This window comes from Ancylothrix sp. D3o, from assembly GCF_025370775.1.
Classification (GTDB): Bacteria; Cyanobacteriota; Cyanobacteriia; order Cyanobacteriales; family Oscillatoriaceae; genus Ancylothrix.
The window spans coordinates 203,854-220,628 of record NZ_JAMXEX010000003.1; the positions used below are offsets into that span (position 1 = coordinate 203,854).

Annotated in this window: 13 protein-coding genes; 7 read left to right on the plus strand and 6 right to left on the minus strand. The window is 43.4% G+C overall.

Annotated elements, in window-relative coordinates:
- Positions 1-18 precede the first annotated feature (18 nt).
- Positions 19-4,161: a PAS domain S-box protein gene (locus NG798_RS08225; RefSeq protein WP_261221829.1), complete on the minus strand. Its 4,143-nt coding sequence runs from the start codon at positions 4,159-4,161 to the stop codon at positions 19-21.
- Positions 4,162-4,429: 268 nt separating this feature from the next.
- On the opposite strand from NG798_RS08225, the gene NG798_RS08230 reads away from it, so the two are divergent.
- The 5 genes from NG798_RS08230 (at position 4,430) to purB (ending at position 10,126) form a co-directional block, all read left to right on the plus strand.
- Positions 4,430-4,615 (plus strand): hypothetical protein, encoded by a 186-nt coding sequence (locus tag NG798_RS08230; RefSeq protein ID WP_261221831.1) that lies wholly within the window; start codon positions 4,430-4,432, stop codon positions 4,613-4,615.
- Between the two features lie 578 nt (positions 4,616-5,193).
- Complete coding sequence (locus tag NG798_RS08235; protein ID WP_261221833.1) at positions 5,194-5,571, plus strand: sensory rhodopsin transducer; 378 nt, start codon at positions 5,194-5,196, stop codon at positions 5,569-5,571.
- A gap of 81 nt (positions 5,572-5,652) precedes the next feature.
- Entirely contained in the window at positions 5,653-7,302 is a 1,650-nt protein-coding gene (locus tag NG798_RS08240; protein WP_261221834.1) for an alpha-amylase family protein, read from the plus strand.
- 35 nt (positions 7,303-7,337) lie between these two features.
- Positions 7,338-8,300, plus strand: a complete 963-nt coding sequence (locus NG798_RS08245) for a TIGR03885 family FMN-dependent LLM class oxidoreductase (protein WP_261221836.1) — start codon at positions 7,338-7,340, stop codon at positions 8,298-8,300.
- 530 nt (positions 8,301-8,830) lie between these two features.
- Positions 8,831-10,126 (plus strand): adenylosuccinate lyase, encoded by a 1,296-nt coding sequence (purB, locus tag NG798_RS08250; RefSeq protein ID WP_261221837.1) that lies wholly within the window; start codon positions 8,831-8,833, stop codon positions 10,124-10,126.
- 46 nt (positions 10,127-10,172) lie between these two features.
- Here the strand turns inward: purB and NG798_RS08255 are convergent, their stop codons facing one another.
- A complete protein-coding gene (locus NG798_RS08255; RefSeq protein ID WP_261221838.1) occupies positions 10,173-10,928 on the minus strand; it encodes an SH3 domain-containing protein in 756 nt (251 codons plus the stop codon).
- Between the two features lie 279 nt (positions 10,929-11,207).
- Here NG798_RS08255 and NG798_RS08260 point away from each other — a divergent pair, with 279 nt between their 5' ends.
- Positions 11,208-11,873: a M15 family metallopeptidase gene (locus NG798_RS08260; RefSeq protein ID WP_261221841.1), complete on the plus strand. Its 666-nt coding sequence runs from the start codon at positions 11,208-11,210 to the stop codon at positions 11,871-11,873.
- A gap of 12 nt (positions 11,874-11,885) precedes the next feature.
- On the opposite strand, the gene NG798_RS08265 is transcribed toward NG798_RS08260, so the two are convergent.
- The 4 genes from NG798_RS08265 to NG798_RS08280 form a co-directional block, all read right to left on the minus strand.
- On the minus strand, positions 11,886-12,692 hold the full coding sequence (locus tag NG798_RS08265) for a M48 family metallopeptidase (protein WP_261221842.1): 807 nt from the start codon (positions 12,690-12,692) through the stop codon (positions 11,886-11,888).
- Positions 12,693-12,809: 117 nt separating this feature from the next.
- A complete protein-coding gene (locus NG798_RS08270; protein WP_261221844.1) occupies positions 12,810-13,511 on the minus strand; it encodes a TIGR00266 family protein in 702 nt (233 codons plus the stop codon).
- A gap of 172 nt (positions 13,512-13,683) precedes the next feature.
- The gene (locus tag NG798_RS08275) at positions 13,684-14,367 is read right to left on the minus strand and encodes a TIGR00266 family protein (RefSeq protein ID WP_261221845.1); all 684 of its coding nucleotides are present in this window, start codon (positions 14,365-14,367) and stop codon (positions 13,684-13,686) included.
- 61 nt (positions 14,368-14,428) lie between these two features.
- Positions 14,429-15,091 carry a TIGR00266 family protein gene (locus NG798_RS08280; RefSeq protein ID WP_261221847.1) on the minus strand — a complete coding sequence of 221 codons (663 nt, stop codon included), beginning with the start codon at positions 15,089-15,091 and terminating at the stop codon, positions 14,429-14,431.
- Positions 15,092-15,341: 250 nt separating this feature from the next.
- On the opposite strand from NG798_RS08280, the gene NG798_RS08285 reads away from it, so the two are divergent.
- Positions 15,342-16,565: an NACHT domain-containing NTPase gene (locus tag NG798_RS08285; RefSeq protein ID WP_261221849.1), complete on the plus strand. Its 1,224-nt coding sequence runs from the start codon at positions 15,342-15,344 to the stop codon at positions 16,563-16,565.
- Positions 16,566-16,775 lie beyond the last annotated feature (210 nt).

Consider the following 16,775-nt stretch of genomic DNA (forward strand, 5'->3'; position numbering starts at 1 on the left):
TTTACCATACTTCAGCGGCTAAACGCGCCCCACCACACCGGCTATCGCCTTAACCAACTCCACCGGCTCAACAGGTTTAGCAATGTGCTTTTGGAAACCGGCAGCTTTGGCGCGCAATTGATCTTCTAATCGAGCGTAGGCGGTTAAAGCAATGGCAGGAACACTAGAGGAAAATTGGGAGCGAATTTGACGAATTAATTGATAGCCATCCATTGCCGGCATTTCAATATCGCTCACCAAAATATCAGGGACTTGTTTTGTTAACTCTTGTAGAGCCGCAGACGCAGAGGCTACCAGTATGACAGAAGCGCCGGCATCCGCCAAAATCATCTCCAGAAGTTCGCCGGTATCTGGTTCATCATCTACCACCAGCACCCGCAAACCATAGAGAGGCTGCTCAAAGCTTTGCCCATTTATTGATTGTTGGCCGGTTTGCGGTAAGGCAGAAAGAGAAGTTTCTGCGGGAGATAGTGTTTCTTTTGATTCTACCGGCACGAGTGGTAATTTTACAGTGAAAGTTGCCCCTTGCTCTAGGCCAAGGCTACTCGCAGAAACCGAACCACCGTGCAATTCTACTAAATGACGAACAATGGCTAAACCTAAACCTAAACCGCCGTGAGAACGGGTGGAGGAGCTATCGGCTTGGCGGAACCGCTCAAACACAAACGGCAAAAAGTTTGGATTGATGCCGATGCCGGTATCGCTGACTGTAATTTCCACCACGTCCGCACTTTGCTGCATTTTCACCGAAATACTGCCACCTTTGGGCGTAAATTTAATTGCATTGGATAGCAAATTCCAGATCACTTGTTGCAGCCGGTTTTGGTCGCCATAACACGAGGAAACAGCCGGATCTATGAGGGTTTGAATCTCGATAGACTTGGCGGCAGCGGCGGGGCGCACGGCATCCAGGGCATTTTCGAGGACGGTGTTTAAGTTAACAGGGATGATATTGAGACGCAACTTGCCGGTGATGATGCGGGAAACGTCCAGCAAATCTTCTATCAGTTGAGCTTGGGATTTAGCGTTGCGCTCAATAGCATCTAAAGCTTTTTCAAGGGTGGTTTGGTTAAAGGAGCGAGTTTGCAAAAGTGTTGCCCAGCCCAAAATTGAAGTCAGGGGGGTGCGGAGTTCGTGAGAAAGGGTAGCTAAAAATTCGTCTTTGATGCGGTTGAGAGTTTCTGCCTCTGCTCTGGCGCGGTGGGCATTTTGATACAATTTGGCGTTTTCGATAGCTAGGGCGGCTCGGTAGGCCAAATCTTCGGCAAAACCCAGGTCGATTGGGTCGTAACACCGGCCCCCCTCGGCACTGACAAAGGCAAGAACTCCTAAAATCCGCGAAGGAACTTTAATCGGCACGATCATCACCGAGGAGTATCCTACTTGCCTTAAAATTTCGAGGTGTTCTGGATCTTTAGCGGAACTGACGAGTATTTCATCGCTAATTTCGGGATAAATTTCGGAGATGCCGGTTCGCAATACTTGCGCTGTGCCTATTGGCTCGTTTGGGTCGAAAGGATAGCGGATGGATAGCGCGCGGGCCCACTTTACTTTGTCTGGATCAACATGAGCTACTACTAACTGCTCGATGCTGTTGTCTTCGGCGACTAAATGAATCGTACACCAGTCTGCCAGTTGAGGTACGGCTAACTGGGCAACTTGTTCTAGGGTGGTGGAATAGTCGAGGGAAGATGCTAAAACGGCGCTGGCGCGGGCCAGAAATCGCTCTTGTTCTTCGGCACGCACTCGCTCGGTGATGTCAAATTGAATGCTTAAATATTGAATGGGCTTTCCTTGGGCATCCAAAAAAGGAACTATGGTGGTATCTACCCAATAATTTCTGCCATTTTTTGCTTGATTTTGAATGGCTCCTTGCCAGACTTTTCCTTTTGACAGACTTTGTTGCCAAATTTGTGCAAATATTTCTTGAGAATTGCTGTCTGGATTAAGGGAAATATAGGTTTTTCCTAGCAGTTCTTCTTGGGAAAATTTGGAAATTTCACAAAATTTATCATTGACATAGATCAGTTGGCCGGTGGGATTTGTAACTGATACTATCCCTACTTTATCTAAAGCAAATTTTATGTCTGACAGTTCTTTGAGTAAGTTTTGTAAGGCTTTTTCATTACGTTTTCTTTCTGTGATGTCTAATATGGCGGCTACGCAGCCTCGACTTTTATTTTCTTCGTCAAATAAAGGAGCGGCTGATATGAGGACGTTTTTGATTTTTCCATCTGCAAATACTATCTCGCATTCTGCATCTAAAACTTCAACGCCATTAGCTGCACAATATTGCAGGGGCATTTCTTCTGGCAACATTTCTTTGCCGTTTTTACAGGCTTTTATATGAGTGGGTTTTTCTGATTCTATTGCTGTGAGTGAGGCGTTGCCTTTGACCTCAATTTCTAGCCATTTGGCAAAGTAGGGGTTTGCTTGAATGCGCCGGCACTCCGGATCTAATGCTATGCCAATGCCAATGGGCATGACTTCGAGTAAGGTTTCAAATTCGGCTACGGTTCGCTGTAGTTGGGTGTTGAGGTTAATAATTTTTTCTTGGGTAGCTCTGCGTTCGCTGATATCGTTGATAAAGGCTACAAATCCTTGGACTTCTCCTTGTTCGCCAAAATGGGGTACATAGGTGGCTTCGATGTATTGTGGTAAGCCTTCTTTGTCGGGTAGTGTTTCTTCGTAGGTGATTTTTTCTCCGCTAAGGGCGCGTTTGATATAAGGTTCTATTTGCTGATAAATTTCGTTTCCTACAACTTCTTCTAGGGGTTTACTGACAATTTCATGGCGGTTTCTTTTGAACCAGGTTTCGTAGGTATGATTGATAAAAACATAGCGTTCTTCTTTGTCAATATAAGATATGAGGTAAGGCAAGCTATCAGTTACTAACCTAATCATTTCTTCGCGGGATTTTAAGCTAACTTCTGCTTGTTTTCGTTCTGTTATATCCACGCAAGAACCAATATAGCCCACAAACCTGCCATCGGCGGTAAATCGGGGGATGCCGGTGTCTAATAACCACCTATATTCTCCATCATGGCGCTTAAGCCTATATTCCATTTGAAAGCTGTCGCGCCGGTAAAATGAAGTGCTATAAATCTCTAAACAATGTTTAAAATCTTCTGGATGTACGCCTTCTGTCCAGCCGTTTCCGCTTTCTTGTTCCATTGTTCTGCCGGTGAAGTCTAGCCAGGACTTATTAAAGTAATTACACAGTTGATCTTGGCCAGACATCCATATTAAAACCGGCGCGGTATCTGCCATGATCCGAAATCTTTTTTCGCTTTCTTCTAAGGATTGTTGTAATTGTTTGGCAAGGGTAATGTCTCGTTGAGTTCCCCAAGCTCTGACAAGATATCCATTTTCTATGATGCCGATTAAGCTATTTAAAAAATATTTTGAGTTGCCTTCTTTATCAATTTCGTGGGACTCGGCATTGCTGATTCGGTAGCCTGAACTGATAAAATTTTGTAGGTATTCGGTATTTTTTGGATCAGAAGTAATCAGGAAATCTTTAAGCTTGACTCCAATCAGTTCACTGGCTTTTGTAAAGCCATACATTTGGGCCATTACGTCGTTACATTCGGAGAGATAGGCAGATTCATAAAAGCGTTGAATTTGTTCATCTTCGGGCGTGTCTATTGATAGAGAACCAGGCATATCAAAGCACCAAATACCCTCAGAACTTTGCTCAACAAATGTGCGGTAGCGTTTTTCTGTTTCTTCCCAATTTTGTTGTATTTGGTTGAGTTTACTGGGTTCTGGAATACTGCTAGGGGAGGATGTTTGTTCTGTTTTAATGCCACGCTGACTGGCTTGGTGGGTTAGGAAGGCAATCGAAGTGAATAAAACCCAATCTATGATGCTATCTGCTGTGATTGTCAAGCTATATTGGGGGGGCATAAAAAAGTAATTTATGGCCAAGGTAGAGAGGAGGCTGGTGAAAATGGCTGGTTTGAGTTGGCTTTGCCATGAAATATAGGCGACGGCACCCATAAAGGGAAGGCTGAGGTTGTGCTCGATCACCGGCATCGTTAGCTTGGCTACGATGGTGGCGATGATGACGCTGAGAATTGCCTTCGCGTAGGGTTTAAAAAGCCGGGGGGCTAGTTCTATGGATTTGAATGTTTGATGATCACGGTTTGGCGTTGGCATCTAATTGTTGTTGTAGCTCGATCTCTCCCTTATTGTAATTATGACTCTTGACTAGATGTGTGGCAATAAGTTGAAGGGTTTGCCGGGGTGTTTGTTAAGTAGCTTTTCCTGATGCCGGTTTGTTGAGGTTGGCTTTTTTATTTATATGGCTTGGTTAATTTTTTTAACAAAACAGGTTTGTTTATAAAAATCGTCTGTCATTTCTCAACAAAAAAAGCGACAATATAACTATAGGCTTAAAGAGGCGTTTATCGTCGTCTCAAAGGTTATGAATAAACTAAATCTGGGTTTGGAATCTCAACTGCGATCTGCGGCCAATATTTTAGAAAAATCAAGACTGGGCCGGTGGGTTGAGGGTGCTATTGTTGGTTGGTTTTATATTTCTAGGGAGTTTGCACGCTCTTATACTATTTTGTCTGCACCTCATCCTCAATCGCAGCGCATTGAAGGTTAAGTTGGCAAAGAATATTGCTTAAGCCAATCAGTTGTAAAAATTTCGGCAACTGATTGGTGCATCTAAAGATGCCGAGGCTTATAAAATAACTAATTTTTGTTTTGTAGAGCGACACTGGCGAAATTGAATTTATCAAACGCAGTATTAGTCATACGGAAAAGGCCCCTTACTTAATAGATACTTAATAGATATTGCCAGCGGTCAAGATCAAGTGGATGGAGATGGCCGAGCATTTGCTTATCGTAATTTATCGAAATCAAAGTTGTAGGTGCCCCCGTCTCAGGTGATCTATGTCGGAGATGGTAGAGCAGACGTGCCTTGTTTTTCTCTCTTAAATGATGAAGGCGGAACCGCCATAGGTTTTTATAAAGGGGATACCATAGAAGGGTGGGCTCACCAAGTTGAGATTAGTGAAAGCCAGCGAGTAACCAATATTGCCCCTGCGGATTATCATAAAGATTAGGAGTTAATGCTCTCTCTAACTTTAGGAATAGAAAATTTGTGAAAACAACTTTCTCTTCGCCAATTAAGTGTCGGAAAATAAAACAAGTATCACAACATCAAGAGGTAATAAAAGAATGAGTCAACCTATTGGACAAACTCGTTGGGCAATCGCTGAAGGCTATATTCCTGGCTATGGTAATGGCCCCGAACCGCAGTTTACCAGCCATGAAACTGCCTGTCTACTGAATACCTCGAACGAGGATGCTCATGTTGAGATCCTGATTTATTTCGCTGATCGTGAGCCGGTCGGGCCCTATCGCGTCACTGTTCCGGCTCGTCGCACTAAGCATTTACGGTTCAATGACTTGTCTGATCCTCAACCAATTCCTCTTGATACCGACTACGCCTGTGTTATTGAATCTGATGTGCCGATAGTTGTTCAACACACTCGTCTGGATTCACGTCAGGCTGAAAATGCCCTACTTAGTACGATTGCCTATCCCAGCAGTTGATAGACAACAGCATTTCAAATAACTGTACCTCATACAGTAAAACCGCCATGAGAAAAGTAGTTAAATTAGGCTGCGAAGATTATGCAAACATTTTGGTACAAAAATGCACTTGTCTATTCATTAGACGTGGAAACCTTTATGGATTCCGATGGTGATGGTATTGGGGATTTTCGAGGGTTAACTAATTGCCTAGATTATTTAGCTGGTTTGGGTATTAATTGCCTCTGGCTTTTGCCATTTTATCCATCTCCAAACCGAGATAACGGCTACGATGTGATGGATTACTATGATGTCGATCCCCGCTTAGGAACATTAGGAGACTTCGTAGAATTTATACATCAATCGCGCGAGCGCGGTATTCGAGTTTTGGTGGATTTAGTTGTTAATCACACCTCCATTGAGCATCCCTGGTTTCAAAGCGCACGACAAGGCAAAACATCAAAATACCATGATTACTATGTCTGGTCAGATAATCCCGAACCTAACCCTGCTTTGGTGGCATTTCCTACTGTAGAAGAGAGCATTTGGGAATATGACGAACAAGCCGGTGCATCCTATTTACATCACTTCTATAAAGAACAGCCGGATCTCAATATAGCTAACCCAAAAGTGCAGGAAGAAATTCTCCGCATTATGGGCTTTTGGCTGGAATTGGGGGTTTCAGGATTTCGGATTGATGCGGCTCCTTTTTTGATTGAAGAAGTAGGCATGGAAAATGCCCATTTATTTGATTTAAAGCAATTCCTAGAACGGATGCGAGAGTTTTTGGCGAATCGTAGCGCCGATGCCATTTTACTAGCAGAAGCTAATGTCTCACCCGATCAAATTCCTGTTTATTTTGATGAGGGTAACAGAATGCAGATGCTATTTAACTTTTTGGTAAACCAGAATTTATTTCTGGCACTAGCACGACAAGATGCAGCTACCCTCAAAGAGGGGCTTAAAATTTTGCCTAGTATTCCTCACAACGCGCAATGGCTCAATTTTGTGCGACATCACGATGAACTGACCCTTGATCGCCTTAGTGATGAACAACAACAGGAAATTTTTGCTGCGTTTGCTCCCGAAGAGTCTATGCAAATCTTTGGCCGGGGTATTCGCCGACGCCTACCCCCGATGATGCAAAATGATCGCCGTCGCATTGAAATGACCTACAGTTTAGCGTTTACCCTACCTGGTACTCCGCTAGTGCGCTATGGCGATGAAATTGGCATGGGAGATGATTTGTCGCTAGAGGGACGGGAGAGTGTTCGCACAGTGATGCAGTGGTCAAACGCTGCGAATGGTGGCTTCTCAAAGGCGTCTCCTGATGCTCTAACACGGCCGGTGATTTCAAAGGGTGAGTATGGTTATCAGCAAGTTAATGTTGCTTTTGAACAACGCGATCCGACTTCTTTTTTAAACTGGATGGAGCATCTTATTATTACTCGCAGACAGTGCCCGGAGTTTGGCAGCGGAAAATGGCGGATTTTAGAAACCGACAAAAGTGCGGTTTTTGCTCATGCCTGTGAGGTAGATAAAACAACTGTTATTGCTCTGCACAACTTAAGTGATCAGTCTTGTATTGTCAACTTGCCAGAGATTCCGCATCAGCATTTGATGGAAATTTTTAGTGATAATTTTTCTTTGAGTAGACAGCAACAAAAGTATGATCCGCTTGATGAAAACTCCTATGCAATAGCAATCAATGCTTACGGATATCGCTGGTTTCGCATGAGTTCAATGGACTAATTTTGTGTTTTAACTATCATTATTTCGGAGGTTTTATGGCACATATCGGTTATCACTCATCCCACGAACAGTTTAAGCCGAGCGAATTGTTGAAATATGTCCAAATGGCTGAACAAGCCGGCTTTTCCCTTTCTCTTTCCTCGGATCATTTTTATCCCTGGAGTGAAAAGCAGGGGCAGAGCGGTTTTGCCTGGTCTTGGCTGGGTGCGGCGATGCAAGCGACTCCTAAACTTTCTTATCGGGTGGTGAATGCCCCAGGAGATCGATATCATCCGGCGATTATTGCACAAGCGGCGGCAACTTTGGCAGAGATGTTTCCTAATCGATTTTGGCTTACGGTTGGTAGCGGGCAAGCATTGAACGAACATATTACGGGTGGAAAGTGGCTGATCAAGGCTGATCGCAATGCGCGTTTAAAAGAATGCGTTGATATTATTCGGGCATTATGGGCTGGGGAAACTGTGACTCATCATGGCTTAGTTTGTGTTGAAGATGCCAAACTTTACACGCGCCCTAGTGTTGTTCCTTTGATTATTGGTGCAGCTATTACGCCAAAAACTGCGGAGTGGTTAGGAAGTTGGGCAGATGGTTTAATTACTGTTTCTCATCCAATAGATGAACTCAAAACTGTTGTGGATGCTTTTCGCCGAGGGGGTGGAGAAGGAAAACCAATGATTCTTAAGGTGCAGCTTTCTTATGATCGCACGGATGAACAAGCCAGACAGGGAGCTTACGACCAATGGCGGAATAATATCTTTAAAAGTGTGGTGCTCGGAGAACTTAAAACGGTAGAGCAATTTGATGCTATAGGGCAATTTGTGCAGCCAGAAGAGTTAGAGCCATCTGTCCGAATTTCATCTAATCCTAACCAGCATATTGAGTGGCTTCAGCAATATATTGAATTGGGATTTGATGAAATTATTTTGCACAATGTTAATCGTGAGCAGGAACAATTTATTGAGGTATTTGGAGAGAAAGTGCTGCCGGCGCTGAGATAACAAAAAGTGTAGGAGTATTGGCGGTATGGGGGTTTTATTGCTCTACCGCCATCTTTGAAACTGTGCTGGTTGTTTAATGCTTGAGTTGGTTTGATATTATATCCGTTAACATCGGTTGCATAAAACATCCTTTTCTTATCTGCGTCCATCTGCGTAGCGCTACGCGCGGCTACGCCTAACATCTGCGGTTAAAATTTAACCCTTAACTCTAAAAGATAACCTTCCGCACCACTCATATACTACCGATGCCAACGAACACGAGATGAGAAAGTGATATTGATAGCTCAGTCAAACTGCCTCAACAATGGTTAATCGTGCAACCGGCCTGCTGGGGAAGACGAGTAAAACGTTTATAAAGCTTGCCGGCAGGTCACTTTGACGGTTTTGTTTTGCCTAGTTTTCCTAAAACGCAGGCAGAGGTGAAAAAGGTAGTTTTAAAAGAAACCGGCTTTCTAAACCTATAAGCGTTTGTCTTGATTAAAAAGGCCACTGATGCTGTACAATGGGAAGGTTGTACTCTGTGCCGGACAGTGATCGAGCGCTATACTTTGCCCGAAATGGGCGATTTGTGGACTGAAACTTATAAGTTGAAAACGTGGCTTGATGTAGAAATAGCCGTTTGTGAAGCGCAGGCTGAATTAGGCTATATTCCAAAAGAAGCGGTTGAAGAAATTAAGGCAAAAGCAAATTTTGATCTTGATCGGGTTCTGGAAATTGAGGCGGAAGTCCGCCACGATATGATTGCATTTTTAACGAATGTCAATGAATATGTGGGGGATGCGGGGCGGTATATTCATTTAGGCTTAACCAGTTCTGATGTTTTAGATACGGCGCTGGCGCTGCAATTAGTGGCAAGTTTGGATGTGTTGCTGGCACGAGTTGAAGATTTCATTCAAGCGATTCGTTACCAAGCGCAACAACACCGTTATACGGTGATGATTGGCCGGTCCCATGGCATTCATGCGGAACCGATTACTTTTGGTTTTAAATTGGCCGGTTGGCTGGCAGAAATGTTGCGAAACCGCGAACGTTTGTGCAGTCTGCGTAAGCAAATTTCTGTGGGTAAAATTTCGGGGGCTGTGGGAACGTATGCGAATATTGACCCGAAAATTGAGGCGATTTCTTGTCAGAAATTAGGGTTAGAACCGGATACGGCTTCTACTCAGGTGATTTCCCGCGACCGGCACGCTGAATATTTACAAGTTTTGGCGCTGGTGACGGCTTCTATTGAGCGTTTTGCGGTGGAAATTCGCAATCTTCAAAGGACTGATGTTTTGGAGGTTGAGGAGTTTTTCTCGAAGGGGCAAAAAGGTTCGTCTGCTATGCCTCATAAACGCAATCCGATTCGCTCTGAACGTTTAACCGGCATGGCAAGAATTGTGCGGGGTCATGCAATTGCGGCGCTGGAAAATGTGGCGCTTTGGCATGAGCGAGATATTTCTCACAGTTCGGTTGAGCGTGTGGTTTTTCCTGATGCTTGCATTTTAACGCATTTCATGCTTGTAGAAATTACTGATTTGGTGAAACACCTGTTAGTTTACCCGCAAAACATGGAACGCAATATGAATGTTTACGGGGGCGTGGTGTTTAGCCAGCGGGTGATGTTGGCGTTGGTGCAAAAGGGCATGAAACGCGAAGATGCTTATCGGGTTGTCCAGGGTTGTGCTCATCAAGCTTGGAATAAAACTGATGGCAATTTCCGCGATTTAATTTGCAAGGATGAAGAGGTTAAATCTTTTCTATCTCCGCAAGAGTTGGAGGATTGTTTTGATGCAAAACACCATTTGCGGAATTTAGAGCAAATTTACCAAAAGTTGGGAATTTAAGTTTTTAAAAACCCGGTTTCTTAGGGGAACCGGGTTTTTTTTGAGGTTATTGCAGTTCGACAGTGGTGTTATAGTTATAGCCTCGGAAGTTTGATTCAAATTGAATTTTATACTCGCCAGAGGCTGGTAGTTTTCCTGTCCATGATTTTTTGCCGGTGTAGTCGCCGCCGCCGGTGAGTTCTTTTTGATCGGGGGAAATGATGAATGGTAAGGGCCCTTCTTGGACGGCGACGGTGAGGGTTTGACCTTCTTTTGCGGTGAATAAATAGGTGTGGCTGCCGGTGCCTATAAACCTTCCGTTAATGGTTTTTGAATTGCTGTTTGAAGTGAGGGAAATTGTTTCGGTTTTTTCGCTGCATTCGGTTTCGGTGATGGTTTTAGAAATCCATCCTTGGGGTTCGCTAATTTGAAGCCAGTTGTTTTGTTCTGCTAAGACGCCGACTATTCTGCCGTTTTCAACTTTACCAACAATATTATCGGGTTTGACTTCGGGGCTGGATCGCACGTTGGCGGGGGGGTTGGGGTCGGCTATTTTGGCGTTGGTAATTTTACATTCTTGGGGTTTTGTAGTTTTTAATGGAATTGAGGCTGGGGCTTGTTTTGGAGGGGTTTGAGTTGGTGTTTTGGCGACGGGGGTGGCGACGGGGGTGGGGGGTGCCGGTGTGCTGGCGATGGGCGATGGCTGGCTGGGTGCTTGAGTTGTGGGGGTTTGGGTTGGTGTACAAGCAACGGTGAGTAAGCCGGCGCAGAGAGTGATCCAAGTTAATTTAAGTGAATTTTTGCTGTTTTGATAAGTTTTCATGGCAGAATCATTCCGGTTTTTGTTTGTAATGGATATTGAGATAAAGCGTATTGGGGGGAGAGTGATATTAATTTTAGGGCGGGTTAATATGTTTTTATCGGTTGGGGCATAAGACTGTGGCCGGTTTAAATGTAGCCGGTTTAAAAAGGTTTGCACCGGCAACTATACCTGATCCGGAGAAAATTGCTGGGAATAATTAGATAAACTTGTGGGTATAAATTGATGAAAGCACCTCGTTGGATAAAGTTTTTTATTGTTTTCCTGGCGGTCTTTTTTTGTGTGGCTGGACGAAATTTTCTGGTTTCATCGGCTGTTTCTTCTGCGCGTCCGCCATTGACCCAAAAAGCAGCCAAGCAAAGCACTTCTTATACTGTACCAGATTGGGCGCGGATGATTGATATTGGGTCTGTGAATCGGAATATTAAGTTGGATATCCGCTATGCAACAACGAATAATTTTTTAAAGCGGAAACTTTATAAAGATGCGCGTTGTATTTTGCGGGCCGGTGTGGCTCAAAAGTTGGCTCAAGTTCAAGAAGATTTGCAAAAAAGAGGGATGGGTTTAAAAGTTTATGATTGTTACCGGCCTTTGTCTGTGACTAAGCAAATGTGGGAAGCTTTACCGGATGGGCGTTATGTGGCAAACCCGGTTCGTGGTTCGCGTCATAATCGCGGTGCGGCGGTTGATTTGACTTTGGTGGATAGTAAGGGAAAGGAGTTAGAAATGCCGAGTGGTTTTGATGATTTTAGTGAGCGAGCTTGGCGGACTTATGCGGGTAAGGATGTGAGTGAAAAGGCGCGAAAAAATAGCCGTATTTTGGAGGAGGTGATGGTTAAATATGGGTTTATTTCGCTTCCGACAGAATGGTGGCATTTTGATGCGAAAGGGTGGGAAGGTTTTTCGCTTTTGGATGTTCCTTTTGGGGCGGTTCCGAAGGTGAAGTGAAGGATATAAATTTTATTTTTTATTTTGGGCAAGGGTTGGTGGTAAAGGCTTAAGTTTGCCTATTTTTAAATTGCGTTTCTCTATCAAACTTTGCAAGCGAACCACCCGATTTTTTGGTGATGGATGACTTGCCAAAAATGCCAACTCCCCGCCAGACTTTGCAGCCATTCGGGCAAAAAAATCTGTTGCTCCTGCTACTTGTCCGTAAGTTTTTTCTAATAAAATTAAGCCAAAATCATCGGCTTGACGTTCTTGGTTTTGGGAATATTGAGCGCCGGAAACTGACTCAATTGCTGATGCAACAGCACCACCTAAAGCACCGCTATCTCCCAAAATACTAGAAAGGGCGATTTGCACTAAAATTCCCCGTCCTAAGCGGCGTAAATGATCGCGGTTGGCAAAGTGTCCGAGTTCGTGGCCCATGACCATCATTAATTCATTTTCTGATTGGGCTTGGGCTACTAAACCGGCATAAATAATAATTGTATCTCCGGGTAAAGCAACGGCGTTGATGGTTTTTTCTGGAATATATAAAACTTGATAATTACGTCCTTGGCGGTTGGCTGCCGGCAAGTTATTTTCCAGCCGGTCTAGCATTTGATTAAGGGTATCTTGGGCGGGGGAAGGTTGAGCAAATTTTTCGTATGCTGGGGCTATAATTGCCCCTAGTTGCTGTTCGACTTGTGGCGGAATCAACCAAACAATATTATCGACAGCTAACCAAATTAACCAAAGCGCTAATATAATAAAACCGCCAAAAATTCCTAACAAAGTTAGTAGTTGTCGGTTACTTGGCGGTGCATTTCTATCGCTTGTCATGGGTAGTGGGGAGTTGGGAAAGGAAAGTTTTTCAAAAAACCCGGTAACTTTGACGAAACCGGGTTTGGTGCTGACGGCATGAGCTAAAAAACGCTTTTTTGTTAATCCCTAATTAATTTAATTGTTGCTTTTTACTGGTCGAAAAGGGTCTAAGAAATTGAGCAAGGGGAAAAGGTTTCTTGATTGAACCCACAACCGGCCTTGACCTTGAAACCGGCACACAAACCCCTCACCGCCAAGGATGCCGGTTCTGAGCCCTTTAAATGATAAACCTCCCATCATTTCGACATGATAATCAAGGGTATCTTCAAAGGCGACAACATAGCCGGTATCGACAACATAGGCGCCAGTGACGGGAATTTCTAAAATTGCGCCATAGGAACTAAACCAAATATCTCCTTGACCGCTTGCTTTGATTAAAAACAAAGATTCGCCGCTAAAAAAGCCTTTGAATCCTTGAAATTTTGTGTTAACTTCTACGGTTGGACTGCAAGCTATAAACCCCGAAGATTGAACCATTAAACTGTTGTTGCCGGTGAGATAATAATGGCGAATATCTCCGGGGGTGCCGGGAGAAATATAGATTTGTGCTGGTCGATTTTCCGCAGTAAATTCGCTGAGAAAAAGGGATTCTCCGCTGATCATGCGACCTATGCCTTTCATTATGCCGCCTTTCATTTTTGATTTCATTTTAATGCCGGTATCCATTGCTGCCATTGCGCCTGCTTCTACAAGTACCGTTTGGTTGGGTTGTAAATCTAATCGCAAAGAGGCATAGGAGGGTGCGTGCTCAATTTCGTAGGCGATTTTTGTGATCATTTTTGTTAGAGTTTGGGGATATTGTTGTTACCGCAGATGTATAGCAGGCATCCTGCCTGCTCCACCAGTGGGGCGGGCATCTTGCCCGCCATTAGATGAATTGATGGTTGTTTTGATTGATAGATGGTTTGTTTAATTGATGGCTTTTTGGAGTTTTTAAATTACTTTCTGGTTATTTGGGCGGCAATTGACTTCCTACCAATTGACCAAAAGCATTTGGGTTATGGGTTTGGCAAAAAATTCGGCCTTTGCCTTTAAACCGGCAGACTAATCCTTCGCCGCCAATTCCTAATAGGGAACCTACCCAACTTGAGCCGGATTTTGTGACTTCAAAAGATAGGGATTTTTCAAAGGCAACTATATGGCCGGTGTCTACGATATATTCTCCGTTGACTGGGATTTCATAAATGGCTCCAAAAGAACTTAATAGCACTGAACCTTGGCCAGAGATATCTAACCAAAAAATACTTTCACCGGAAAACATCGATTTAAAACCTTGCCATCCTAAGTCTATATTTACATCAGATTCACTAGCTAAATAAGAGGTTGCTTGGACAATTATACCGGGTTCAGATACGCGATAATGAAGCAAATCACCTAACATTTTTGGGGCTAAAAAAACTTCGCCGCCGCTGTTGGGAGAACGAAATACACTTAAAAATAAAGACTCTCCGGTTAACATTCGTTTTAAACCGCCCATAATACCCCCGCCTTTGCCTTTTCTGAGGGTGGTACTGGCGTTGATATAACCACTCATGGCAATCATTGAACCGGCTTCTGCGATTAATTCTTCACCGGCACTCAGGGTGATTTTAGCAATTGCGCTGTCAGGTTGTTGTAAAATATCAATATTCATTGAATGAGTTTGTGTTTGGGTAAGTAAGTTAACCAATCAGGAAATGTTTAGAAAATAATGTTTAGAAAATTTTGGGCCGCAAAAATCGAATTAACCCATCAATGCTTCGAGATTGTAAATAGATAACACCGGAACCAGAAAGCCGGTTAATTATGCCTTCCCCAGAGGTGACAGAACCAAATAAACCACCGGCTAAACCCAAACTCATTTTAATATTGGGTTCATAGGCAACTAAATGACCGCTATCAACAATAAATTCGCCGTTAATTCGTTTTTGGGTTAAGCCACCATAGGCACCAAAAAATACTTGGCCGGTGCCGGATAATTGCAGTTTAAATAAGCCTTCACCGGCAAATAAACTGGAAAACCCTGCCCATCCCAACCCCATATTTACCCCCGGAGTGTGAGCAATATAAGCACCCGGTTGAAAACAAATTCCATTCCCTCTTAAATCAATACAAGCAATATCGCCGATAGTTGATTGTGTTAACACCAGTTGCAAACGTTCTTGGGTTGGGTTTGTAAAGGTATTGACAAAAAGCGATTCACCCCCAAAAAATTTTTTTAGTAACCCAGAGAAAAATCCCCCAGAGAAATGAGTCTTCATGGAAATGCGAGCATCCATACTCGTCATCGCCCCCGCTTCCGCCGTGATGCTTTCTCCGGGTTCTAAAGTTACAAAAACCACAGCAAAGGAAGGTTTGTAGCGGATTTCGTGTTTCACAGATGCGTCTCCTACAGTAAGCTGATGTAAATAACTACAAGTCTGCCAGCAGTTTTACGTCTGCGAGCAGTTCTTTAGAAAAAATCAATATATTAATTTTTGTCTCATGTTCACCGTTAACTTTCCTCTGTTTTTTATGCTGGCATCGTTTGCTGGTCAACTATTCCATAGCTTCCGCGATGCCTCGATTTCACTTTTTTTGTTTGTGATTGCCGGTGGCATGATATGTGCGCTGCCAAGGGGAAGAGCAATGTCATCTAAGCCCTCAGCTAAAGGCAGCAGACTGGATTTATTAACAGCTATTGAGCAAGAAATCACCCAAAGGCTGCAACAAACTTTACACAACGCCGTTCTTAAAACCCTTCTCCAAGAAGATCCGCCAAAACAAACACTGCGCCCCGATATAGACGTAAAAATCGCCAAACAGCCTCGTTATGAACTTCCACCGGCAGCTAATATCACCACAGTTTTTGACCAAGCAGAGGGCAGAATGTTGATTTTAGGCGCCCCCGGAAGTGGCAAAACAACTTTGCTTTTAGACTTAGCAAATGAATTATGCCGGCGTGCTTTTGCTGATGATTCTGCTGCGGTGCCGGTGTTATTTGATTTGATGGGTTGGAGGGAAGATCAACCCCTTGCTAGTTGGTTGGTTTCCGAACTAAATGCTAAATACAAACTTCCCACCAATCAGGGCTGGCAATGGTTAGAAAGCGGCAAATTGCTGTTATTATTAGATGGATTAAACGAACTAGAAGATCGACAAGAAAAATGTATTTTAGCCATTAATCACTTTGTAGAAAATTCCAGCTATTCCATACCTATAGCCGTATCTACGCGTTTTAAAGAATATAAAAGCTGCAATGCCAGACTGCGTTTAAAAGCAGCAATTTTACTACGCCCCCTCAACGAAACCCAAATTCGTGCCTATTTAATCAATGCCAGAAGTCGAGAGCTTTGGCATAATATAGAAACCGAACCTAATTTATTAGAATTGGCAAAAACACCCTTGCTTTTAAACATGATGACTCTGGCTTATGAAGAAATTTTAATTCACTCTTGGAAACGTCTCACAGAAAAAGAAGAAATGCGCCAATATTTATTTAATGCCTACATTCGCCGCCAACTTTCCAGACAAATCAACTCCCGCAAACAACCAACACCCGAAAAAGTCCGCTTTGGGCTAATTTGGTTAGCAAAACAAATGGAAAAAAATCACCAAAGCGAGTTTGGTTTAGACAATATTCCTGTCAGTTGGCTGCCACCGGCAACAAAAGCCAAAATCAATTTAATTGCTTTGCCGGTTCTCAAAAATTTGGTTTTGCGGATAATTTTATGGCAAAAAGGATATATTCCCTGGAATTATCGCAAGTTTTTAGATTATGTTAGTCAACAATTCTTAATGCAGAAAGTCGGTAGACGCTACCGTTTTCAACACAAATTATTACAAGAGCATTTTTCCCAAATGGCTGATTAGTCAAAAGCCGTTTGTTTGGGGGGTTTTTTTCAAGCACAGATGGATGGCAGCCAGAATGCCTGCCCCACAGATAGGTTAACTTATAAACCGGATAGGGTATAGTTTGCTGGAGTTTTTAATCACAGATGTGCTTTTCTATAAGTAGAAGCACTTAATTATTTGTAGGATGGGTAGAGCGTAAGCGAAACCCATCAAAGCCTCTGTTAGGTT